General features: G+C 48.3%; 19 protein-coding genes and 6 tRNA genes. 9 read left to right on the top strand and 16 right to left on the bottom strand.

Annotated features, from left to right (window positions below):
* Positions 1-296: 296 nt before the first annotated feature.
* From rpoC to EJO50_RS11505, 13 genes are all read right to left on the bottom strand, one after another.
* The gene (rpoC, locus tag EJO50_RS11445; protein ID WP_125974285.1) at positions 297-4,496 is read right to left on the bottom strand and encodes a DNA-directed RNA polymerase subunit beta'; all 4,200 of its coding nucleotides are present in this window, start codon (positions 4,494-4,496) and stop codon (positions 297-299) included.
* Between the two features lie 66 nt (positions 4,497-4,562).
* A complete protein-coding gene (gene rpoB, locus EJO50_RS11450; RefSeq protein ID WP_125976454.1) occupies positions 4,563-8,741 on the bottom strand; it encodes a DNA-directed RNA polymerase subunit beta in 4,179 nt (1,392 codons plus the stop codon).
* Between the two features lie 219 nt (positions 8,742-8,960).
* Complete coding sequence (gene rplL / locus EJO50_RS11455) at positions 8,961-9,329, bottom strand: 50S ribosomal protein L7/L12 (RefSeq protein WP_046351548.1); 369 nt, start codon at positions 9,327-9,329, stop codon at positions 8,961-8,963.
* A 60-nt stretch (positions 9,330-9,389) separates the two neighbouring features.
* Positions 9,390-9,932: a 50S ribosomal protein L10 gene (rplJ, locus tag EJO50_RS11460; protein ID WP_125974287.1), complete on the bottom strand. Its 543-nt coding sequence runs from the start codon at positions 9,930-9,932 to the stop codon at positions 9,390-9,392.
* 273 nt (positions 9,933-10,205) lie between these two features.
* Positions 10,206-10,901, bottom strand: a complete 696-nt coding sequence (rplA, locus tag EJO50_RS11465) for a 50S ribosomal protein L1 (protein WP_125974289.1) — start codon at positions 10,899-10,901, stop codon at positions 10,206-10,208.
* Positions 10,902-11,333, bottom strand: a complete 432-nt coding sequence (rplK, locus tag EJO50_RS11470) for a 50S ribosomal protein L11 (RefSeq protein WP_046351545.1) — start codon at positions 11,331-11,333, stop codon at positions 10,902-10,904.
* 83 nt (positions 11,334-11,416) lie between these two features.
* The gene (nusG, locus tag EJO50_RS11475) at positions 11,417-11,950 is read right to left on the bottom strand and encodes a transcription termination/antitermination protein NusG (protein WP_046351544.1); all 534 of its coding nucleotides are present in this window, start codon (positions 11,948-11,950) and stop codon (positions 11,417-11,419) included.
* Positions 11,951-11,977: 27 nt separating this feature from the next.
* Positions 11,978-12,331 carry a preprotein translocase subunit SecE gene (gene secE, locus EJO50_RS11480; RefSeq protein ID WP_125974291.1) on the bottom strand — a complete coding sequence of 118 codons (354 nt, stop codon included), beginning with the start codon at positions 12,329-12,331 and terminating at the stop codon, positions 11,978-11,980.
* A 68-nt stretch (positions 12,332-12,399) separates the two neighbouring features.
* A tRNA-Trp gene (locus EJO50_RS11485) sits at positions 12,400-12,475 on the bottom strand.
* A gap of 47 nt (positions 12,476-12,522) precedes the next feature.
* Positions 12,523-13,713, bottom strand: a complete 1,191-nt coding sequence (tuf, locus tag EJO50_RS11490; protein WP_125974293.1) for an elongation factor Tu — start codon at positions 13,711-13,713, stop codon at positions 12,523-12,525.
* A 41-nt stretch (positions 13,714-13,754) separates the two neighbouring features.
* Positions 13,755-13,829, bottom strand: a tRNA-Thr gene (locus tag EJO50_RS11495).
* Positions 13,830-13,843: 14 nt separating this feature from the next.
* A tRNA-Gly gene (locus EJO50_RS11500) sits at positions 13,844-13,917 on the bottom strand.
* 63 nt (positions 13,918-13,980) lie between these two features.
* A tRNA-Tyr gene (locus EJO50_RS11505) sits at positions 13,981-14,066 on the bottom strand.
* A 429-nt stretch (positions 14,067-14,495) separates the two neighbouring features.
* Between EJO50_RS11505 and EJO50_RS11510 the strand changes: the two genes are divergently transcribed.
* From EJO50_RS11510 to EJO50_RS11530, 5 genes are all read left to right on the top strand, one after another.
* Positions 14,496-14,571, top strand: a tRNA-Phe gene (locus EJO50_RS11510).
* Positions 14,572-14,626: 55 nt separating this feature from the next.
* Positions 14,627-14,702, top strand: a tRNA-Phe gene (locus EJO50_RS11515).
* Between the two features lie 240 nt (positions 14,703-14,942).
* Positions 14,943-15,308: a hypothetical protein gene (locus EJO50_RS11520; protein ID WP_125974295.1), complete on the top strand. Its 366-nt coding sequence runs from the start codon at positions 14,943-14,945 to the stop codon at positions 15,306-15,308.
* A 190-nt stretch (positions 15,309-15,498) separates the two neighbouring features.
* On the top strand, positions 15,499-16,578 hold the full coding sequence (locus EJO50_RS11525; RefSeq protein WP_125974297.1) for a class I SAM-dependent methyltransferase: 1,080 nt from the start codon (positions 15,499-15,501) through the stop codon (positions 16,576-16,578).
* A gap of 437 nt (positions 16,579-17,015) precedes the next feature.
* Positions 17,016-17,600, top strand: coding sequence for a hypothetical protein (locus EJO50_RS11530; RefSeq protein WP_125974299.1), 585 nt, complete (start codon positions 17,016-17,018; stop codon positions 17,598-17,600).
* Between the two features lie 293 nt (positions 17,601-17,893).
* Here the strand turns inward: EJO50_RS11530 and EJO50_RS11535 are convergent, their stop codons facing one another.
* Positions 17,894-19,159, bottom strand: a complete 1,266-nt coding sequence (locus tag EJO50_RS11535; protein ID WP_125974301.1) for an Hsp70 family protein — start codon at positions 19,157-19,159, stop codon at positions 17,894-17,896.
* Between the two features lie 157 nt (positions 19,160-19,316).
* Between EJO50_RS11535 and EJO50_RS11540 the strand changes: the two genes are divergently transcribed.
* The 4 genes from EJO50_RS11540 to EJO50_RS11555 all read left to right on the top strand — a co-directional run bounded on the left by EJO50_RS11540 (position 19,317) and on the right by EJO50_RS11555 (position 21,488).
* Positions 19,317-19,922, top strand: coding sequence for a flavin reductase family protein (locus EJO50_RS11540; RefSeq protein WP_164521494.1), 606 nt, complete (start codon positions 19,317-19,319; stop codon positions 19,920-19,922).
* Positions 19,923-20,134: 212 nt separating this feature from the next.
* On the top strand, positions 20,135-20,311 hold the full coding sequence (locus EJO50_RS17790) for a RidA family protein (RefSeq protein WP_373280533.1): 177 nt from the start codon (positions 20,135-20,137) through the stop codon (positions 20,309-20,311).
* Positions 20,308-20,730, top strand: coding sequence for a CoA-binding protein (locus EJO50_RS11550; protein WP_233702060.1), 423 nt, complete (start codon positions 20,308-20,310; stop codon positions 20,728-20,730). Before EJO50_RS17790 ends, EJO50_RS11550 begins: the two co-directional genes overlap by 4 nt.
* On the top strand, positions 20,727-21,488 hold the full coding sequence (locus tag EJO50_RS11555; RefSeq protein WP_125974305.1) for a DUF3658 domain-containing protein: 762 nt from the start codon (positions 20,727-20,729) through the stop codon (positions 21,486-21,488). Before EJO50_RS11550 ends, EJO50_RS11555 begins: the two co-directional genes overlap by 4 nt.
* A gap of 170 nt (positions 21,489-21,658) precedes the next feature.
* Here the strand turns inward: EJO50_RS11555 and EJO50_RS11560 are convergent, their stop codons facing one another.
* Positions 21,659-22,474 (bottom strand): DUF2145 domain-containing protein, encoded by an 816-nt coding sequence (locus tag EJO50_RS11560; protein ID WP_125974306.1) that lies wholly within the window; start codon positions 22,472-22,474, stop codon positions 21,659-21,661.
* Positions 22,475-22,486: 12 nt separating this feature from the next.
* On the bottom strand, positions 22,487-22,930 hold the full coding sequence (locus tag EJO50_RS11565; RefSeq protein WP_125974310.1) for a hypothetical protein: 444 nt from the start codon (positions 22,928-22,930) through the stop codon (positions 22,487-22,489).
* Positions 22,931-23,101: the final 171 nt, after the last annotated feature.

Consider the following 23,101-nt stretch of genomic DNA (forward strand, 5'->3'; position numbering starts at 1 on the left):
TACGCCGACCACCACATGTCTGTCTCTTTGTTTTACTACGGGCACTACTCACAATCACTTCTTTCAAACGGAAAACCAAAAATTATTATTCGTATAAAAATCAAAGCATTAAGCCAATTATCAGTCAGGCTTTTGCCGACCACCGTCGGCTTATTTCTTCCAATTTTAACGCGAAAAAAAACTTAAGTGCCAACCGTAAAAAAGAAGTACACAACGCCCAGCCAAGCTGAGCGTTGTGTAAAAGTACAGGATTCTATTGAAATCAAGTGCTTGTCGTCAAGACAAGCTGATGATCGTTAGGCCCCGACTTCACCACTTACAGCGGTTTCAGCCTCTGCAGTTGGTGCAAAAATATCAGACAATTGATCTACAACAGGTGCCTGACGCTTACGGCTACGGTGGTAAGCTAAACCAGTACCTGCCGGAATCAAGCGGCCGACGATCACGTTTTCTTTCAGGCCACGCAAGTCATCAATTTTGCCCATGATGGCTGCTTCAGTCAGCACCCGCGTGGTTTCCTGGAAGGAAGCCGCTGAAATAAACGAATCTGTAGACAGAGATGCTTTAGTAATACCTAACAGAACATTATCGTAGCTTGCTGGTAACTTACCCTCAGCAATCAACTTATCATTCACAGTAAGTACTTCAGCACGCTCAACTTGCTCACCCTGGATGAAAGCAGAATCGGCAGAATCAGTAATCACAACACGACGCAACATTTGTCGAAGAATTACTTCAATGTGCTTATCGTTAATCTTCACACCTTGCAGACGATAAACTTCCTGCACTTCTTGTACAACATAGCGGGACAACGCTTCGATACCTTGCAAACGCAAGATGTCGTGCGGATCAATCGCGCCGTCGACAATACTTTCACCACGGTTAACAACCTGACCATCGTGAACCAGTACGTGTTTTTCTTTCAAGATCAGGTATTCGTGCGGTGCACCTTCCAGATCTGTTAAGACTAAACGCTGTTTACCCTTGGTTTCTTTACCGAAGGAAACTGTACCGGTAATTTCAGCCAGCATACCCGGATCTTTCGGAATACGCGCTTCAAACAACTCAGCAACGCGTGGCAGACCCCCGGTAATATCGCGAGTCTTGGCAGATTCTTGTGGAATACGTGCCAGTACATCACCCACACCAACCACTTGGCCATCTTTCACCGTGATAATACAACCCACCTGGAAACCGATCATAACGGTGGTATCAGTACCCGCCATTTTAACTTCGCCACCACGCTCATCCAACAGTTTAACCATTGGACGTACGCCAGTTGCCTTACCACCTTTACGCTTAGGATCGATAACAACCAAGGTCGAAAGACCGGTCACATCATCGACCTGCTTCATTACGGTAATACCCTCTTCCACATTATCGAATTTCACCTGACCGGCGTATTCCGAAATAATTGGACGAGTATGCGGGTCCCACGTTCCCAGCACGCCACCGGCCTTGATGCTATCGCCGTCTTTAACAGTCAGCGTTGCACCGTATGGCACTTTGTGACGCTCGCGCTCGCGACCATTGTCGTCGACAACAATCACTTCAGCAGAGCGTGCAATCACAACCGGATCGCCCTTGGCATTGGTCACATAACGCATATTAGGGCTGTACGCGATATTACCGCTGGACTTAGCTTCAACTTGCGTTGCAGCAGCAGCACGAGAAGCCGCACCCCCGATGTGGAACGTACGCATAGTCAGCTGGGTACCCGGCTCGCCGATCGACTGAGCGGCAATAACACCAACAGCTTCACCGGTATTCACCAAGTGACCACGACCCAAGTCACGGCCATAACACTTAGCACACAGACCGTAGCGAGTTTCGCATGAGAGTGGCGTGCGAACCTTAACTTCATCAATACCAAGGTGTTCGATTTCGTCTACTTCATCTTCGCCCAGTAATGTCCCCACTGGGAACACTGTTTCATGCGTAACAGGATCGATCACATCAAGCACAACAACACGGCCCAGAATACGGTCACGCAGGGCTTCAATCACATCACCACCCTGTACAACCGCCTTCATGACCACACCGTTCTTGGTACCGCAATCGTCTTCGATCACAACCAGGTCTTGTGTGACGTCAACCAGACGACGTGTCAGGTAACCGGAATTCGCTGTTTTAAGCGCCGTATCTGCCAGCCCCTTACGTGCACCGTGAGTCGAGATAAAGTACTGAAGAACGGTCAGGCCTTCACGGAAGTTGGTGGTAATCGGCGTTTCAATAATCGAACCGTCCGGTTTAGCCATCAGACCACGCATACCGGCCAGCTGGCGAATCTGCGCTGCAGAACCGCGGGCACCGGAATCGGCCATCATAAATACCGAGTTAAACGAGTCCTGATCAACTTCTTTGCCTTCGCGATTGACGACCTTCTCTTTACCGAGCTGATCCATCATTGCCTTGGCAATCTGATCACCGGCACGGCCCCAGATATCCACAACCTTGTTGTAACGTTCACCCTGAGTCACCAGACCCGAGCTGTACTGATGCTCGATCTCGCGCACTTCAGCGTAGGATTCAGCCAGGAGCTGAACCTTCTTATCCGGCACAACCATATCGTCAACACAAATCGAGATACCGCCGCGTGTCGAATAAGCAAAACCGGTGTACATCAGCTGGTCAGCAAAAATAACGGTATCTTTCAGACCGCAGCGGCGGAATGAAGCGTTAATCAGCTTACCAATTTCTTTCTTTTTCAGCGCTTTGTCGATATGGCTGAAATCGAGGCCCTTAGGCAGGATTTCAGACAGAATCGCACGGCCAACCGTAGTGCTGCGACGCACCATCTGAGCCTGCCATTCGCCGTCTTCGTCTTTTACCCATTCTTTCAAACGGATATCAACACGCGTTTGCAAGGTCACTTCCTTGCTCGCGTAAGCGCGCATTGCTTCGCTTACGTCGATCAGGTTCATGCCCTCGCCCTTGGCATTGATACGCTCACGAGTCATGTAGTACAGACCCAGCACGATATCCTGAGAAGGAACGATAATTGGCTCACCGTTTGCTGGCGACAATACGTTGTTAGAAGCCAGCATCAGCGTGCGTGCTTCCATTTGCGCCTCAAGGCTCAGCGGAACGTGAACAGCCATCTGGTCACCGTCGAAGTCGGCATTGAATGCCGCGCAAACGAGTGGGTGCAGTTGAATCGCTTTACCTTCGATCAACACAGGCTCAAACGCTTGAATACCCAGGCGGTGCAGTGTTGGCGCACGGTTCAGAAGAATCGGGTGCTCGCGAATCACGTCTTCCAGGATGTCCCAAACCACCGGATCCTGGGCTTCAACCATTTTCTTGGCCGCTTTAATGGTGGTCGCAAGACCAAGCACTTCAAGCTTATGGAAAATAAATGGTTTGAACAGCTCCAGACCCATCAGTTTTGGCAAGCCGCACTGGTGCAGACGCAGTGTCGGGCCAACGGTAATCACCGAACGGCCAGAATAATCTACGCGCTTACCCAGTAAGTTCTGACGGAAACGACCGCCCTTACCCTTGATCATATCGGCCAGGGATTTCAGAGGACGCTTGTTCGCACCGGTCATCGCTTTACCGCGACGGCCGTTATCGAGCAAGGAATCAACCGCTTCTTGCAACATACGTTTTTCATTACGCACGATAATTTCAGGCGCGCGCAATTCTAAAAGACGCTTCAGACGGTTATTACGGTTAATCACACGGCGATACAGATCATTCAGATCTGAAGTAGCGAAACGACCACCATCCAATGGTACGAGAGGACGTAATTCTGGCGGCAATACAGGCAGAACTTCCAGAACCATCCATTCTGGCTTGATGCCAGAACGTTGGAAGGCCTCCAGCACTTTCAGGCGCTTGGAAATCTTCTTGATTTTGGTTTCAGAGCCGGTGGAGGACAATTCAGCACGCAAGGTGGTGATCTGGTCTTCTACATCCATGCTCTTCAAGAGTTCACGCACCGCTTCCGCGCCCATCAGGGCTACGAATTCGTCACCGTACTCTTCAACTTTGTTGAAGTAATCTTCTTCAGTCAGCAATTGGCCACGGGTCAGTGGCGTCATGCCTGGCTCGATGACCACAAAACCTTCGAAGTAAAGTACGCGTTCGATATCACGCAATGGGATATCAAGCACCATACCCAGGCGCGATGGCAGGGATTTCAAGAACCAGATGTGTGCAACCGGGCTAGCTAGCTCGATGTGCCCCATGCGGTCGCGACGAACCTTAGACAGGGTCACTTCCACACCGCACTTCTCGCAGATCACACCACGGTGCTTCAGGCGTTTGTACTTACCGCACAGGCATTCGTAATCTTTGATTGGGCCAAAAATACGCGCGCAAAATAAGCCATCACGTTCTGGCTTAAATGTACGGTAGTTAATGGTTTCCGGCTTTTTTACTTCGCCGAACGACCAAGAGCGGATTTTTTCTGGCGATGCCAGACCGATCTTAATCGCATCAAATTCTTCATTTGCAGCAACTTGCTTGAAGAGTTCGAGTAAGCCTTTCATTCTTTGACTCCAGTGAGGCGTTCGGGGTATGGCGGGCACTGTGCTCGCCATCTACTACCCCACGAATCAATACGTTTCCAGATCGATGTCGATACCGAGTGAGCGGATTTCCTTCACAAGCACGTTGAAGGATTCCGGCATGCCCGCATCAATCCGGTGATCGCCCTTCACGATGTTTTCATACACCTTAGTACGACCATTTACATCATCCGACTTCACAGTCAGCATTTCTTGCAAGGTGTAAGCCGCACCGTATGCTTCCAATGCCCAAACTTCCATCTCCCCGAAGCGCTGACCACCAAACTGAGCTTTACCACCCAGTGGTTGTTGCGTAACAAGAGAGTAAGGACCAGTGGAACGAGCATGCATCTTATCATCAACCAGGTGATGCAGTTTCAGGTAGTGCATCACACCAACCGTTACTTTGCGCTCAAATGGCTCACCATTACGACCATCAAACAGCTGCATTTGTGTCTTGCTGCTGTTGAAGTCCAGTAACTGGGTGTGCGGATCTTCGCTTGGGTAAGCTAAGTCCAGCATCTGATAGATTTCAGACTCTTTCGCGCCGTCAAATACCGGGCTTGCAAAAGTCATACCGTTGCGCAGGCCATTGGCCAACTCGATCAGCTCTTCATCAGAGAGACCGTCGATATCTTCGGTCTTACCACTGGTGTTATAGATCTTGTTCAAGTAAGCACGCATATCAACCAGCATGCCGTTACGTTGCTCACGGAGCATCGCATCAATGCGCTGACCAATACCCTTAGCTGCCCAACCCAAGTGCATTTCCAGAATCTGACCAATGTTCATACGCGAAGGTACGCCCAATGGGTTCAGAACGATATCTACCGTTTTACCATCGGCCATATATGGCAGATCTTCGATCGGCAGAATCTTGGAAACCACACCCTTGTTACCGTGGCGGCCGGCCATCTTATCGCCAGGCTGCAGGCGGCGTTTAACGGCCACATACACCTTAACCATTTTGATCACGCCAGGCGGCAATTCGTCACCTTGAGTCAGCTTGCGTTTTTTATCTTCAAAACGCAGATCAAACTCAGTACGCATCTGGCCAATCAGGTCTTTCATGGCTTCCAGCTGGCGGGCGGCTTCTTCATCTGCCAGGCGGATATCAAACCAATCAATTTTTGCTGGTAAACCATGCAAATATTCTTTGGTGATTTCAACACCCTTAGCAAGGCGCATCGGGCCGCCATTGGCTACTTTACCCACGATCATACGTTCAATACGTTCGAACAAATCACTTTGCACAATACGTAACTGATCGTTCAGATCCTGGCGATAACGACGCAATTGATCATCAATGATGGACTGGGCACGGCGATCGCGCTCCACGCCTTCACGGGTGAACACTTGCACGTCGATAACCGTACCCACCATGCCTGACGGCACGCGTAGCGAAGTATCTTTAACGTCGGATGCTTTTTCACCAAAAATAGCTCGTAAGAGCTTTTCTTCAGGAGTCAGCTGGGTTTCACCCTTAGGTGTTACCTTACCGCACAATACATCGCCCGCTTCCACCTCAGCACCGATGTAAACCACGCCGGACTCATCCAGACGGCCCAGCATACGCTCGGACAGATTGGAAATATCACGGGTAATTTCTTCAGCGCCCAGCTTGGTGTCACGCGCCATCACGTTCAGCTCTTCGATGTGAATCGAAGTGTAGCGATCGTTGGCAACCACATCTTCAGAGATCAGAATCGAATCTTCGAAGTTGAAACCGTTCCATGGCATAAACGCAATGGTCATGTTCTGACCCAGAGCCATTTCGCCCAAGTCAGTTGATGCGCCATCAGCAATCACATCGCCCTTGGCAATAATGCTGCCACGAACAACGACTGGCTTCTGATTAGTGTTGGTGTTCTGGTTAGAACGGGTAAATTTAATCAGGTTGTAAATATCTACACCCGTTTCACCCGCAATCGCTTCGTCATCGTTTACACGAATAACCACACGCGCTGCATCAACATAATCAACCACACCGCCGCGTAATGCAGTCACTGCAGTACCCGAGTCAGTTGCACATGTGCGCTCAATACCTGTACCTACATACGGTGCCTGTGCACGTAAGCAAGGAACAGCCTGACGCTGCATGTTGGCACCCATCAATGCACGGTTGGCGTCATCGTGTTCCAAAAATGGAATCAGAGAAGCCGCAACCGATACGATCTGGCTAGGAGCCACATCCATGTACTGCACGCGATCTGGCGTAGCCACGATCGTGTCGCCATTAGAACGGCAAGTCACTAGCTCGTCAGTCAAACGGCCTTCTTCGTCAAACTCGGCATTGGCCTGCGCAACAACGTACTTGCCTTCTTCAATCGCGGACAAATATTCAATTTCATCCGTAACCTTACAATCGATCACTTTGCGATAAGGCGTTTCCAAGAAGCCGTAGCTATTGGTACGCGCATAACAAGAGAGCGAATTGATCAGACCAATGTTTGGACCTTCCGGCGTTTCGATCGGGCAAACACGACCATAATGCGTCGGGTGCACGTCACGAACTTCAAAGCCAGCGCGCTCACGAGTCAAACCGCCTGGTCCCAATGCAGAAACACGACGCTTGTGCGTGATTTCCGACAATGGATTGGTTTGATCCATAAACTGCGACAACTGGGATGAACCAAAGAATTCTTTGATTGCAGCCGAAACAGGCTTGGCATTAATCAAATCATGCGGCATCAGATTGTCTGATTCTGCTTGTGACAAACGCTCTTTAACGGCGCGCTCCACACGAACTAAACCAGCACGGAATTGATTTTCAGCCAACTCACCTACCGAGCGCACACGGCGATTACCCAAGTGATCGATATCGTCGATATCGCCACGGCCGTTACGCAATTCTAAGAGGATACCGATCACAGCAATGATGTCTTCCGTGCACAGAACACCTGCACCTTCAACACCACGCGGGCCTGCTTCTTCGTAGAAACGGCGTTGCCAGCCCGGTGCTTTTTCTTCCAAGCGATCCGGGTAAGCACGGCGGTTAAACTTCATACGGCCAACGGCAGACAGATCATAACGCTCTGGGGCAAAGAACAAGCCCTTAAACAGCGCTTCAACCGAATCTTCAGTCGGCGGTTCACCAGGGCGCATCATGCGATAGATTGCAACGCGAGCACCATACTGATCAGCCACATCGTCCGAACGCAGTGTCTGGGACAGGAACGCGCCCTGATCCAGATCATTTACGTACAGCACTTTCACAGACTTCACATCAGCCATATCCAGCTTAACAGCCAGATCTTCGGTCACTTCTTCGTTAGCCTTAGCCAGCACTTCGCCGGTAATAGGATCAACAACGTTGTGCGCCAGGATGCGGCCATAAAAGAAGTCCAGTGGCACCGGAATCTTTTGCAGACCAGACGCATTAATATCGCGAATGGTTTTAGCTGTAATACGCTTATCTTTTTGAACGAGCACTTTGCCATCATCAGCAACGATATCGAACTTCGCTACTTCACCTTTCAGGCGTTCTGACACAAGCTCCAAGTACAAGCCGTCTTCGTCCATCAGGAAAGTATCGGTATCAAAGAAGCCAGCTAGGATCTGTTCCGGGCTGTAGCCCAGAGCTTTCAACAAGGTGGTTACCGGCATCTTGCGACGGCGGTCGATACGGAAGAACAGCAGATCTTTTGGATCGAACTCAAAATCCAGCCAAGAGCCGCGATACGGAATAATCCGTGCCGAAAACAAAAGCTTGCCTGAAGAGTGAGTCTTGCCCTTGTCGTGTTCAAAGAACACGCCAGGAGAGCGATGTAACTGGCTAACAATAACCCGCTCTGTACCATTGATCACAAAAGAACCAGTACGCGTCATCAATGGCACTTCGCCAAAGTAAACGTCCTGCTCTTTCACTTCCTTGATCGTTGGCTTGGACGCTTCGCGATCCATGATCACGAGGCGTACGCGTGCGCGCAGTGGAGCGGCAAAGGTAATACCTCGCTGCTGGCACTCAAGCACATCAAAAGCAGGATCGCCGAGGGAGTAATGAACAAACTCCAACCGAGCGTTTTCGTTATGAGAGACGATGGGGAAAATCGAATTAAACGCTGCCTGCAAACCGATCATCCGGCGCGAATCGGCCGGACTCCCTAGTTGCAGGTATTCGCTATAAGAATCGATCTGTGTTGCGAGCAGGAACGGCACCTCAAGGACGCTCTTCCGTTTCGCAAAACTTTTACGAATGCGTTTTTTCTCAGTGAACGAGTATTTCATACTCATAAACTCTCCATGGAGTGGGGCGCAAAGGACAAACCGCAAACGCCCGCCAACGTGTTTGTGAGCGGTTTCCGGTTTGACAACTGCTTGCAAAGAACACAAGCTGGATTCCGCTAACCGACAAATATCGGGATCAGCTGTAAGCTAAGCAATAGACACAAACGCAAAAGGGCAGGCGGATTCCTCCGCCTGCCTTCACTACATCCTAAAGGATGCTTACTTCATCTCAGCTGTTGCACCAGCCTCAACGAGTTTCTTAACCATAGCTTCTGCATCAGCCTTAGAAATGCCTTCTTTCAGAGACTTAGGAGCGCCATCAACCAGGTCCTTCGCTTCTTTCAGGCCAAGACCTGTCAGTTCACGAACGATCTTGATCGTACCTACTTTGTTAGCGCCAGCGCCAGTCAGAATTACGTCGAATTCTGTTTTTTCTTCAACAGCAGCGCCAGCAGCAGCTGGGCCGGCAACTGCAACAGCAGCAGCAGAAACGCCAAACTTTTCTTCGAATGCCTTAACCAGCTCATTCAATTCCATTACGGTTAAAGCAGATACTGCTTCGAGGATATCGTCTTTAGTCAGAGCCATTTATTAATACTCCTGAAAATCTTGTCTGTTTTAATACAACAATCGTGTTTAAGTAATCGTTTATGCTGTTGCTTCTTCGGCTGGGGCTTCTGCAGCCTCCACCGGTGCGGCAACGCCTTCGGACTTCTTCTCTGCCAGCGCGGCAAGGCCACGTGCGAAACCAGCCATCGGTGCTTGCATAACGTACAGCAACTTGGACAACAGTTCTTCACGGCCCGGAATGGATGCAAGAACAGCAACTTCTTCTGCATTCATTACCTTACCATCATAAGAACCAGCCTTGATCACAATCTTCTCGTCTTTCTTAGAGAATGTGTTCAAAACTTTTGCCGCAGCAACTGGGTCTTCAGAAATACCGTACACCAACGGGCCAACCATTTGGTCAGCCAATTCAGCGAACGGAGTTCCTGCAACCGCACGCCGTGCCAGTGTGTTCTTCAGAACACGCAGGTACACACCTGACTCACGCGCTTGTTTGCGCAGTGTAGTCATGCTTGCAACGCCGATACCTCGGTATTCAGCGATAATAACCGTCTGAGCTTTAGCAACTTCTGCTGCGATCTCAGCGACTACCGCCTTTTTGTCTTCAAGATTGAGACTCAAGGTCTACCTCCATTGGTTAGTAGTTCAGTGCGAATAAATCACACCACCCAATCAAACGGCGACCTTTGCTTCAGGAGACTTAAAACAACAACACCACAAAGGTGATGCTACTAGAGCCTATAGATTCGGGCGCACCGTCTGCGTAGGCTGGCTTTTGGGAGCCGGATTAAGTCACAAGAAATCTTATGACACCTACGGTCTTTGACAACCTTGGCAATATTTCGCCAAGCCCAAAGTCGACTGGGCCAACCCTAAGGCTGGCCCCATAATTACTTAAGCTACTACCGAAGCGGTTTCGACGCGAACGCCTACACCCATCGTGCTCGATACAGCGATCTTCTTAAGGTATACACCTTTAGACGAAGCTGGTTTAGCTTTTTGCAGCGCATCAACCAGTGCCAGCAAGTTTTCTTTCAGATCTGCAGCTTCGAAAGTTGCACGACCCAGAGTAGCATGAACAATACCACCTTTGTCAGTACGGTATTGAACCTGACCGGCTTTAGCATTTTTAACTGCTTCAGCAACGTTCGGAGTTACAGTACCCACTTTCGGGTTAGGCATCATACCGCGTGGACCGAGGATCTGGCCTAACTGACCAACAACGCGCATTGCATCCGGAGAAGCAATAACAACGTCGAAGTCCATGTTACCGGCTTTAATCGATTCAGCTAAATCATCGAAACCAACGATTTCTGCACCAGCAGCACGAGCAGCTTCAGCATTTGCACCCTGTGCAAATACTGCTACGCGAACTGACTTACCAGTACCTTTAGGCAATACAACAGCGCCGCGAACCACTTGATCCGACTTACGTGCGTCAATACCTAAATTTACAGATACATCGATCGATTCGTTGAATTTAGCAGTTGCAGCAGCTTTAACCAGCGCGATGGCTTCGTCAATAGCGTACAGCTTGTTAGAATCAACAGTTGCGTTCAGTGCCTTCAGGCGTTTAGATAGCTTAGCCATTTACACACCCTCCACGGTCAGACCCATCGAACGGGCGGAACCAGCAATAGTACGCACTGCTGCGTCGATATCAGAGCCAGTTAAGTCAGCATTCTTGGTCTTAACGATTTCTTCAAGCTGAGCACGAGTCACAACACCAACTTTGTCAGTATGTGGCTTAGCACTACCCTTAGTGATACCAGCAGCCTTTTTCAGCAAGATCGTTGCTGGTGGGCTCTTCATCACAAAGGTGAATGATTTGTCTGCAAAAGCAGTGATCACGACAGGAATTGGCAGGCCTGGCTCGATACCTTGAGTCGCTGCGTTGAATTCCTTACAAAAATTCATAATATTCAAACCACGCTGACCCAGAGCTGGGCCAATCGGTGGCGATGGATTTGCTTTACCAGCTGGCACTTGCAGCTTGATATAGCCAATAATTTTCTTAGCCATTTAAAACTCCTGAATTCGGGTCAAACGCGAGCTAAAGCTCGCTCCCCTACCAAAATGCCCTGAGGCATTGCACACTACACAGGTCAGGTTTTTTCGACCTGTGCAAAATCGACTTCAACTGGTGTTGCACGACCAAAAATAAGCACAGACACTTTGATCCGGCTCTTGTCATAATCAACATCAACAACAGTTGCATTGAAATCAGCAAACGGGCCTTCTGTAACGCGAAGCTCTTCACCCACTTCAAACAAGATTTTCGGACGAGGTTTTTCGACCCCCTCCTGAACCTGCTGCAGCATGGATTTAACTTCACGCTCAGGCAAAGGTGTAGGACGATTACCCACTCCACCAATAAAACCACTCACCTTAGCTGTACTCTTAACTAAGTGCCAGGTTTCATCACCCATTTCCATTTCAACAAATACATAACCCGGGAAGAGCTTCCGCTCGGTCAGCTTACGAGTGCCGGCCTTCACTTCCATCACTTCTTCAACAGGAACCAAGATCTGACCAAACAAGTGCTGCATATCAGCACGTTCAATCCGCTCAATCAGCGCCTTTTGCACACTTTTTTCAAAGCCGGAATAGGCGTGTACCACATACCAACGCATAGACATTCAGATACTCCGCATTCCTGTTTACTTTCAGCCACGACCTAAGATCAGATCATAGAACACCCATGTCAGACCGGAGTCGACGCCCCACATAAAAAGGGACAACACCCCAACGAACAGGAACACAACGCCCGTCATTTGCCAGGTTTCTTTTCGAGTAGGAAACACAACCTTCTGCGCTTCTTTAATCGAGTCGCGCGCATAATCTACGAACGCACGACCAGGATTAGAAAACCATAGCACAAAGCCTGCAAGTGCCAAACTAAGCACTACAGGCAATGAGCGAACAATTCCTTGATCAGCCGGAACCAGGTAAAACCCGGTAACGCCCAATGCAACCAACAGCAATGATGCTGCGACTTTGATTTTATCGATGCTAACCATTTGTCCGATTCGGAAACTTGGATAAAACAGAGCCGTTCCCTATGGAAACGGCTCTGATGTCTAAACCGTGGCAGGCGAGGAGGGTGTCGAACCCCCAACCCCCGGTTTTGGAGACCGGTGCTCTACCAATTGAGCTACTCGCCTACGGGAGGGCAGAACTATAACAATTCAACCCTCTCTTGTAAACCTATTTATTCAATAATTTTTGCAACAACACCCGCACCAACAGTACGACCACCTTCGCGAATCGCGAATCGCAGACCCTGCTCCATCGCAACCGGAGCAATCAGGCTAACAGTGACTTCAACGTTATCACCCGGCATCACCATTTCGGTGCCCGCTGGCAAATCAACCGAGCCTGTTACGTCAGTCGTGCGGAAGAAGAACTGTGGACGGTAGCCATTGAAGAATGGAGTGTGACGACCACCCTCATCTTTCGACAGAACGTAAACAGAACCTTCAAACTTTGTGTGCGGAGTGATCGAACCTGGCTTTGCCAGAACCTGACCACGCTGAACATCTTCACGCTTAGTACCACGAAGCAGTGCACCAATATTATCGCCTGCCTGACCTTGATCCAGCAGCTTACGGAACATTTCAACACCGGTACATGTTGTCTTAACTGTTGTAGTAATACCAACAATTTCGATTTCCTCACCCACTTTAACCACACCGCGCTCTACGCGGCCAGTTACCACAGTACCGCGACCAGAGATCGAGAATACGTCTTCAACTGGCATCAGGAACGCACCATCCACTGCGCGCTCTGGCAATGGAATGTACGAATCCAGTGCTTCGGCAAGACGGAAAATCGATGGTTCGCCGTGCTCTGACTGATCACCTTCCAGTGCCAGACGGGCTGAACCCACCACGATTGGAGTGTCATCACCAGGGAAGTCATACTTGCTCAGCAGTTCACGAACTTCCATATCTACCAATTCAAGCAACTCAGCATCATCAACCAGATCTGCTTTGTTCAGGTAAACAATGATGTATGGAACGCCAACCTGGCGAGCCAGCAAGATGTGTTCACGAGTTTGTGGCATAGGACCATCAGCAGCCGAACACACCAGGATCGCGCCATCCATCTGCGCAGCACCGGTAATCATGTTCTTGATGTAATCCGCGTGGCCCGGGCAGTCAACGTGAGCGTAGTGACGAGTTTCTGTCTCATACTCGACATGTGAAGTATTAATAGTAATACCACGTGCTTTTTCTTCAGGCGCGCTGTCGATTTGTGAGTAGTCTTTTGCTTCGCCACCGAATCTCTTCGACAGGATTGTCGAAATTGCCGCTGTCAGTGTGGTCTTACCATGGTCAACGTGACCAATTGTACCAACGTTAACGTGTGGCTTTGTGCGCGTAAATTTTTCTTTTGCCATGATATTTCCTATCTCGAGAACTTGAAAATATACCAAGCGATTGGAGCCGTTGGCGGGAATTGAACCCGCGACCTCTCCCTTACCAAGGGAGTGCTCTACCCCTGAGCTACAACGGCACACTAATCTTTTTTGGAGCGGGTGAAGGGAATCGAACCCTCGTCGTAAGCTTGGAAGGCTTCTGCTCTACCATTGAGCTACACCCGCACTATTTCTAATCCAACCTTACAACCTTCTGCGCAGATTTTTCGCTACGTATAAAATTTATTCTGGTGGGGGGGGAAGGATTCGAACCTTCGAAGGCTTAGCCGCCGGATTTACAGTCCGGACCCGTTGACCGCTGGGGTAACCCCCCCTACAAGAGAAGCGCATTCTAGGCAAGGTTCCCCTTTGCGTCAAGCCCGGCAATGAAACTTTTCCGTAACTCATGACTAACCACCGAGTATAAAGAGGGCTAATTTCATTTAAAAACAGGGATTAAGCAATATTTTCGGCATTGCTTTTATTTTATTAAGGAATAGACTAAAGCACAAAAACAGAGCCAAATTGATGCAAACCAAATGGATTTCAGACTTTGTCTTTTTAGCAATCGTATAAAAACAGCATTGTTACTTAACCACCCATTTTACTTAATAGTGATTCCTATCCTCCCTGCCAAAATGCCCGAATTTCAGCAGGACTAATCATTATATATAGCGAAATATAAAATTAAGTTATTTTCAAACATTATTCATAATAAAGGTTGACGACTCATTACAAATGGGCTTTAATAGCGACCTCTCAGCGGCCTGTTAGCTCAGTTGGTAGAGCAGCGGATTGAAAATCCGCGTGTCCTTGGTTCGATTCCGAGACAGGCCACCAAGATTTATGAAAAGTCAGTCTGAATTTAACTGGCTTTATAATACCCGCTTTATGCGGCCTGTTAGCTCAGTTGGTAGAGCAGCGGATTGAAAATCCGCGTGTCCTTGGTTCGATTCCGAGACAGGCCACCAGTACAAAGAAAACGGCTCCAATGCAAATTGGAGCCGTTTTTTATTTTGCCTTCCAAATATGTTCTTATATTGCCTGCAGCAACAGCCATCATTCCCTGGCCTTGCAATAATTGTCATTACACAGTCATTTAAATAAAGCCAGCCTACAAAAATACAGCGTGAGCAACTCGCCCTTTTCAGGTCAGATAGTTAAGGCCCTTTACCACGACAGCGTATGACCTTATCAAGGTTGAAAAAGAAATGAGAAAGATTACATTATATTTAGCCTTACTCTTGTCTGCCTGTGGCTCATCTGAAGTTGATGACGCCAGTAATATTATCAAGCAAACTCTAAAAATGCCTCAAAGCTTCAAACTCAAGGCCAGCAATGTGCTCTGGAAAGGCCAGCTGGCAGGCCAGCAAAATACTTTTATCGTTAAGATAAGATACACCGCGCTAAATGGTTTAAACGAAGCCATAGACGAGTGCAAATACGTGTCGTTTTACACAGAAAACAGCAGCAAGCACTGGCAAGAAAATGGCGGGCTGGAAAACTGTATTGAGGCAGGTGAGCAGGAAGAAGAAAACGCTCTAATCATGCTCAAAAAGCTCAATTCATTTAAATAAATATTAGAAAGTACCAAGATCCTTACCCCAAGAAACTTACAGGCGCCCTGTTTTTGCCCCGGCAAAACCTTTATATGCTCCCGTGTCAAACGACACTTGACCTGGCAGCAATCTATTTCAGGCCCGCCGTCAACTGGTAGAATCGCCCATTAACCAGCCCCAACTTTGGCATCACAGGTAAAGAATACAAATGTCAGTACGCCCGATAGATTTGACTGATTTTGCCGCGCTCAATTTACTGCGCTATCCAAGCAAACACGCTAAAGACTTACGGGCATGGGATGCAAGTGATGAATACCTTGCGGAATTTATTATCGCAAATACGCCCGTTTTACTTATCAACGACGCCTTTGGGGCTTTGCACTGTGCAGCGGGCACGCAGGTTTTCCATATCAATGACTCCTGGTGCTCGCGCCACGCGATTGAAATTAATAGCCAGCAATGCTTTACACCCTACTCCGGGCAGGCGCTGGCCTATGGCCTGGTTAAGCTGCCAAAATCTTTATCTTTATTTCAGACTCAGCTGCAGCAAGTAGCGAAGCACCTAAGTAAGCCACTGATCCTGTATTTTTCAGGCATGCAAAAGCATGTCAGCAAGGGGCATCTGGACATCATTAAATCTTGCTGCGATGACGTTGAATACCTCCCCACTCAGCGCAAAGCGCGGATGTATACAGCCCGCCTGCGGCCAGGTCATACCGCCACCACGCCCTATCTGCAAGCCGTAGCCGAGCTGGGCCTCACACTCCATAACGCACCTGGTGTTTTTGCTGAGCAAAAAACAGATATTGGCTCACGCTTTTTTATCGAGCATTTTGATCGCCTGCCAGGCGCAGATAGCATGGCCGATGTGGGTTGCGGCAATGGACTCTTGTCCCTCGCCTACCACCAGCTTCACCCCAAAACCGATTTACATTTATTTGATGAATCGCTGGCGGCGGTAGAATCGGCCCAGCTCAGCTTTGCCGCCAACTTCCCGGATGCTTGCTGCCAGATTCAACACAGCGACGGTCTCTCCGGTGCGGCTGCAGAGGGGCAGACTTTTGACTTAATTCTGATCAACCCGCCGTTTCATCAGCAAAATACTGTCACCACCGATATTGCCCTTAGCATGTTTGCCCAGGCCAAACTGTGTATGAGCGCCAATAGCGAATTATGGATTGTCGCTAACCGGCATCTGAACTATCAGGCGGAGTTAAAGAAAAGCTTTAGATATATCGAGCTGATTGCGCAAAGTGCAAAATTTGTAATTATTAAAACAAAACGCTAGTGCCATTGTTTTTTTAACAAGCCTGCGGCATATTAGCTTACCCATTTTTTTGTTACATGCTAGATGCATATAGAGAGCACCCATTCAATTATACGAAAAGCATAATTGAATGGAGCTAATTGCCTGTTATTATTTTTTACTCCCAGCCTATTTTTTACGTCATCTTATTTTGCAAAAAAGGACTAATGACAATGCTATATGGTTGTTATGTCAAAATAAAATCATGAAAATACTATTCAATTCTATTCACTCATATAAAACAATCAGATTTTTCTGATAAGAAAAATCTTAAAATAAATCAATTTAATTAACAGTATCGCCAAGCAATTATTTAAACGTCACAAAAATGATTGTTTTATTAAAGATATATTTTAGAAATCAGCCTAGAAACAGCATTCACATACGATGTAATTTATCTTTTCTATGGAGATGTGATCATGTACTCTGTTACCCGCAGCCAAAGCGCGCCATCCCTGTTCCGCGCTGAGCCTTCGAATACTCAATTGCTCGCACAGCCCCCATCACAGAAAATCAATACCGCACTTTCTAAGAAACTGGAAAGCATTGCGAACTCTGCAATGCCCTTAGCCACTATTCCGGCTCTGGAAGCAACTGCGATTTCAGCCGTCGATCGAAAAAATATTGCCGAAATAAAATCGAATCAAAGCCTGCGTAATATTGCCTGCCTGCATCATAATGCAACCCCCTATCTCAGATACTGCAATATCGGCCGTACGATAACGATACTTTACAATATTGACAATCAGAACTGCCCTGCATTTCCTTATGCAAAAATGATATGTGAAGCCGTACCTAAGAATAATGCTCCTGTTGATTATCGTGCACGTGGAATTAAATTTCTTGAGCTGATTTCTTCTTCGCCCATTATATTTGATTCAACACTCTACGCAGTTGCACTTAATCTAGGGCAAAAAGTAAATGAAAGGCGACTGGATAAAATAATGATTAGTCACTTCGATAATTTATATAAATTCTGCATATCTCATAAAACAACAAGATAAAAAAACAAAATATACTGAGACTGTATTTTAATAACAACACTGACAATTGGATCTTTTACCAAATAATGCTTTTATACATACATTTAAAAATAAAGTTCTGTATTTTAATTTACTAAAACAAAAAGGACTGTAACCGCAATACCAACGAAAAAAAACCTCACTGACAGACAAGTTTTTTTCACTGATCACGATACAAACCACAGAGATTCAGACCCGTTTCTCTCCGTGAAGCACCCAGTGTGCCCACCACGTTTCAAAACAAGGATTTTGCCATATTTAATAAGAAGGAGCGATCAGCCGAACCGTCTTGCCGCTTCCACAGCAAGGCCTGTGCCGATACTGCCGAACAAATCGCCTTCTACATGGCGGGCATTGGGTAATAAAGCGCCAACCTGAGCGCGTAGCAGTGGCACACCACTGGAGCCGCCGGTAAAAAATACGGTATCGACCTGTTCTACGCCGATGCCTGCGCTGCTTAATAAACCATTTACTGTTTTTTCAACGGTATCGACAAGGCGTGAGATTGAGTTATCAAAATCGGCACGGGTCAGATTGTGGGTCAGATCGTCTTCCAGTCTATCCAACAAGATAGTGGTTTTATCGCTACTCGATAGTGCAATTTTAGCGTCTTCAACTTGCAAGGCCAGCCAGTGCCCGGCACGCTGCTCGATCAGGCTCATTAAGCGATCCAGCTTATCCCGCTCCATTGCATCACGATAAACATCAGCCAGATCACTCCAGGAGCGGCGAGTATAAGCAAAGTTAATTGTGTGCCAGGTGGCCAGATTAAAAAAGGTGCCCGAGGGGACTTCCGAATTATTTTTCAGCCGCGTTTTATAGCCCAGTAAAGGCATCACACCGGCAAGGCTCAATGCTTTATCAAAATCCGTGCCACCAATATGCACACCAGCGCTGGCTAATAAATCATTCCGTCTGTCTAAGCCCTGCGCGCGCTCCGGTGATAAACGCACCAGCGAAAAATCCGAAGTACCGCCGCCAATATCCACAATCAGCACCAGCTCTTCTTTTTGAATACTGCACTCATAATGAAAAGCTGCCGCAATCGGCTCGAACTGAAAGCTAATTTCCTTAAAACCGACCTGATAGGCAATCTCGGCCAGCGTTTTTTCAGCCTGCGCATCGGCCGCCGCATCGTCATCAACAAAATGAACGGGACGGCCAAATACCGCCTGCTCGAAAGGCCGACCGGCGGCATTTTCTGCACGCAGTTTTAATTCGCCAATATATTTAGCCAATAAACCACGCAGCGGCAGGGCTCGGCCATTAACTTCGGTTTGCGCATCGATCAGGCTACTGCCCAAAAGGCTTTTCAAGGAGCGCATCAGACGGCCTTCATAGCCTTCCAGATACTCAGCCATAGCCGCACGGCCAAAGCACACCGAGTCTTCCTCAGCATTAAAAAACACCATCGAAGGCAGTGTGGGCTTGCCGTCTTCCAAAGGAATCAACGTGCTGTGGCCTGGGCGAACCCAGCCCACCGTGGAATTAGAAGTACCAAAATCGATGCCGCAGGCACGAGCAAAAGAAGGAGTAGTCACAGGCCTGTTCCAGGCGGCAAAAAGGGCCGTAATTCTACCCGCCAAAAGCGAACAAAACAATTTTGAATCATTATCTTATCTTTTCCATATTGTATTGAGTTAATCATTTATGCCCCCATGTACCTGCAATACTTAAGCCAGAATGGGCAGCACAAGCATGGAATTAACAGTCTCGGCACTTTCGCCCGATGAAAAATACACACTAATCAGCGATTGTGTTGTACCACGCCCGATTGCATGGATTAACACCCAAAACACCAGTGGCATTGTCAATGTAGCGCCTTTTTCCTATTTTAATATTGTTTCAAATGAGCCCATGATTGTGTCGGTCAGTATTAATCGTCGCCACGATAATGCCCTGCTTAAAGACACCGCACGAAATATTTTGCAAACAGGTGAATGTGTCGTTCACCTGCCCTCTCGCGACCATGCACTGCAAGTCAATGCCAGCGCAGCCGCCTTTGCTCCGAATGAAAGCGAAGCCACCGCCCTTGGGCTGGCCCTTACGCCATCCACTGCAGTAAAACCACCGCGCCTTGCCGATTGCGGTATTGCGCTAGAGTGCCGTCTGCATATGCATGTGGAAGTTGGCGATCCTGTTGTGGCTGATTTAATTTTGCTAGAAGTCATCCACCTTGGCGTGGCAGACGACTTACTCATAGATGGGCGCATCCACCCCGAGCCACTCGATCCGCTATCCCGTCTGGGCGGGGCGGATTACGCCATTGTTGGCGAGCGCTTTATTATTCAGAGACCTAAATAAACGGATAAATCAACCAACTCTGGAGCCTCGCGCCCAAAGTCATCGGCACTTACTCGCATGCAGCCAAAAGTGCCAATACCGGGTATTTATCCAGCCAGACTGACCTTAACCCTGCCAACGGCATTCTGGCTAAAGGCTTTAGTGCTCGGGCACATTAAGTCTTTCAAAATCTACGCGCAGTATGTCAGGCTACAGGAGGCAAGCGGCAAAACATTGCCAAGCTAGGTGTATTTGTTATCGACCTAAGCCGCTTTGCCGCACTAAGCGATATCATGGAGCTGTATTTTACCAAACCCTACTCTGCCCGAGCCGCCATTCAAGCAGCAGCCCTCCCTAAAGGCTCACTGATCAAGGCAGACGGAATAATAATTTTAAGCGAGCAATTATGAGCATGTTCTTCCAGAACCCAAACGACGAAGCCATCCGCCAGTTTTTACTCAGCATTCACCGCATCGCGGTGGTAGGCCTTTCTCCTAAACCGGACCGGCCCAGTTTTACTGTCGCCAAAGTAATGCAGCAGGCGGGTATGCAAATTGTGCCGGTACGCCCGTTTACCGATACGGTGCTGGGTGAAACCGCCTATGCCCACTTAAGTGATGTGCCAGGCAAGGTAGATTTAGTCAATGTATTTCGAGCTGCAGATCAAATCAGCCCTATTGTGGATGAAGCCATTGCTTTGCAAATCCCCGCAATCTGGATTCAGCAAGGCATTATTAATGAAGCGGCAGCAGAGCGCGCCCGGGCAGCGGGATTGTTTGTAGTGATGGACAGATGCATCAAGCTTGATTATCTAAGGCTCTGCCTGTGAGCTGTCATCTGGTCCTGGGAGATTTCGCGGCAGAGGTGCTGCGTGAGCTGCTGGGGCCCTATGCCGATATCCGTATTCACCGTGATGATCTGGCCGTTGGCCCGCTGATTGATATCGACCATGTTTATCCTGCTGCCAGAATTAAATTCTGGAATCAAGTGTTCCCGCTGTCGAGCTTTGATTTTAGCGATGTGCTGCCCGCAGGCAATGCCCAGCTTGCAGCGCTGCCGGAAGAGCTTACTTTATGGATAGGCACATCCTGTGGCGAAGCGCTTTTACTACGCAGACTGGCCTGGTGGCGCAATCAGGCCGGGGAAAGTTTTAAGCTGATGATTCCTGATACGACAGCAGTAAAAAGCTACGTTGCCGGGCAAGTGCCCCTTAGCCTGCTCAGTACCGCACAAATCGAATCGGCCAGCAGCAAACTTGTCTCCCCTGCCCGATTACAAACACTGGCGCAAGAATGGCAGGCACTATGCCAGCCCACCAGTATGTTCCGCGGCTGGAACGGGCAGACATTTCGGCACCTGGACGAAACGGCACTCGACGCCGAAATGCTGGATTTACTCACAGACAACTACTTGCCATGCAGCCAGATTGCCGGGTTCTGGATACAGGCCAGCAAAGACTTTTTTCGCAGCGATGTATTAGCCATGTGGCGCTTACGCTGCCTGGCAGCAAAAGGTCTGATCGAAATGGAAAGCCATCCGGATCAGTACAATTTATTTGCTTTTAAAGTACGAAAGAATTTTATTTAGCTTGTGCCCGGCAACACTTCAGAGATCAGGCCTGAGCCTGACTCGCCCCCCCTGCCTTGTATTTGCCCGGCCAATCACTCAAGCTCTAAGATCTGTTGAAGTTTGATTTCCAGTGGCCTAAACAAAGCCCCCCGCTGACGAAGGGTTAGCTGCATTGATCAAGGCATACCCTAACGTAACTCTGGCAGTTTTTGAGCCTCTACCAGATAGTTACGGCTTCCCGGCATAGCTTGCTGCAAGAAATTCACGATTGAATCAACAGTTACGGTATCGATTTGCCCTGCCATCCGCCGATCCGTTGGATGATCATCAAACGCAATATTGGCGCGAAACATCCGCCCACCCAAGCGCTTAAAAGTATTTATTTTTAACTCGCTGGGCTGGTAATTCATCAATTTCAACCATTGCTGAGCTTGAGTACGACTGTGAATATCCAGATCACGGCTCATCGCTGACGCCAAACCTTCCAGAACCCATTGATTTGAATTTTGATAAAGAGTGGAAAACGGATACGCCAGCATATTGTATTTACTGCCATGCAGTTGCTCCATTTTACTTTGCTCGCTTAACCAAGCGTGCAGCTTATCTTGCACTGCCACAGATGGAACAACAATCAAAGCATCATAGGCAAAAGGATCATCCATAAAAAAATTAGCCAAGCCCTCTCGCCATAAATCTGATTGCACCGTGCCACATTGATTTAACAAATGCATCACTCGCCATTGACCTTGCGCGCCAGGATCTCGCCATACAAAGCCCAGATGAGAAAACCGCAGATGGTAAGCCGACAAATCCTGCCCCACCCTCGCAATCAATGCCACTTTAGGTTTAATTTTATCCAGCTGTTGCATACTGGTGTGGCCTGCAGCCATCGCCTGACGAAATGCCTGTGCATCAGGTGGTGCATCCTGGCATACACGCCCAGCCCAAACAGAACTCATTAAAATACCGGCAGTCACCCCAAGCAGCCATTGATGCACATGCATACAAATATTTCCTTATTGGGCAGAAATTTTGGATTGATGCAGCAAGGACATCCCTATTTCATTGGGAATAAATGCTACTAATTTACCTGAGGCAAGCAAGGCATAACCTGTGCTTTCAGCCGTTGTTCTGATTGATGCCCCCACAGCAATACCCAACTCTTTAAGCATGGCTTCGCTTATTTTCACCATAAACCGGCTGCCATCGCTCACTCGTTCAATGGTAAGCATGCTCGCTTCCACTGCCACCTTACCAACGCCTACCACAGTAAACCCCACCCCCAGACCAAAAGCAGCCGATGCCTCAACCGGCTTACCTTGTAACGACAATACAGGCGAAAGCACGACAGAGGCCAAGCCACTTTGCACGATCTCGCTCCCTTCGTTGCGAGCCTGAGCAGGAGTAACAAATAGCCAGCTGCCTAATAAGATTGCAAACAATGACGTTGGTTTTAGCATTTTTCAACAGGCCTTTTACAAGAACGAAGAAATATATAAATTAACAAAAATATCAGTTTTACAACAAGAAACCATACAGGAAACACATCTACCAGATGAGCTTCAATGCAAAAAGCCAGTGTATTGCACAATTTGCCGATAATATACAAACTAAAACCCATACAAACCGCC

It is taken from the genome of Iodobacter ciconiae (assembly GCF_003952345.1).
In the GTDB taxonomy this organism is placed as follows: domain Bacteria; phylum Pseudomonadota; class Gammaproteobacteria; order Burkholderiales; family Chitinibacteraceae; genus Iodobacter; species Iodobacter ciconiae.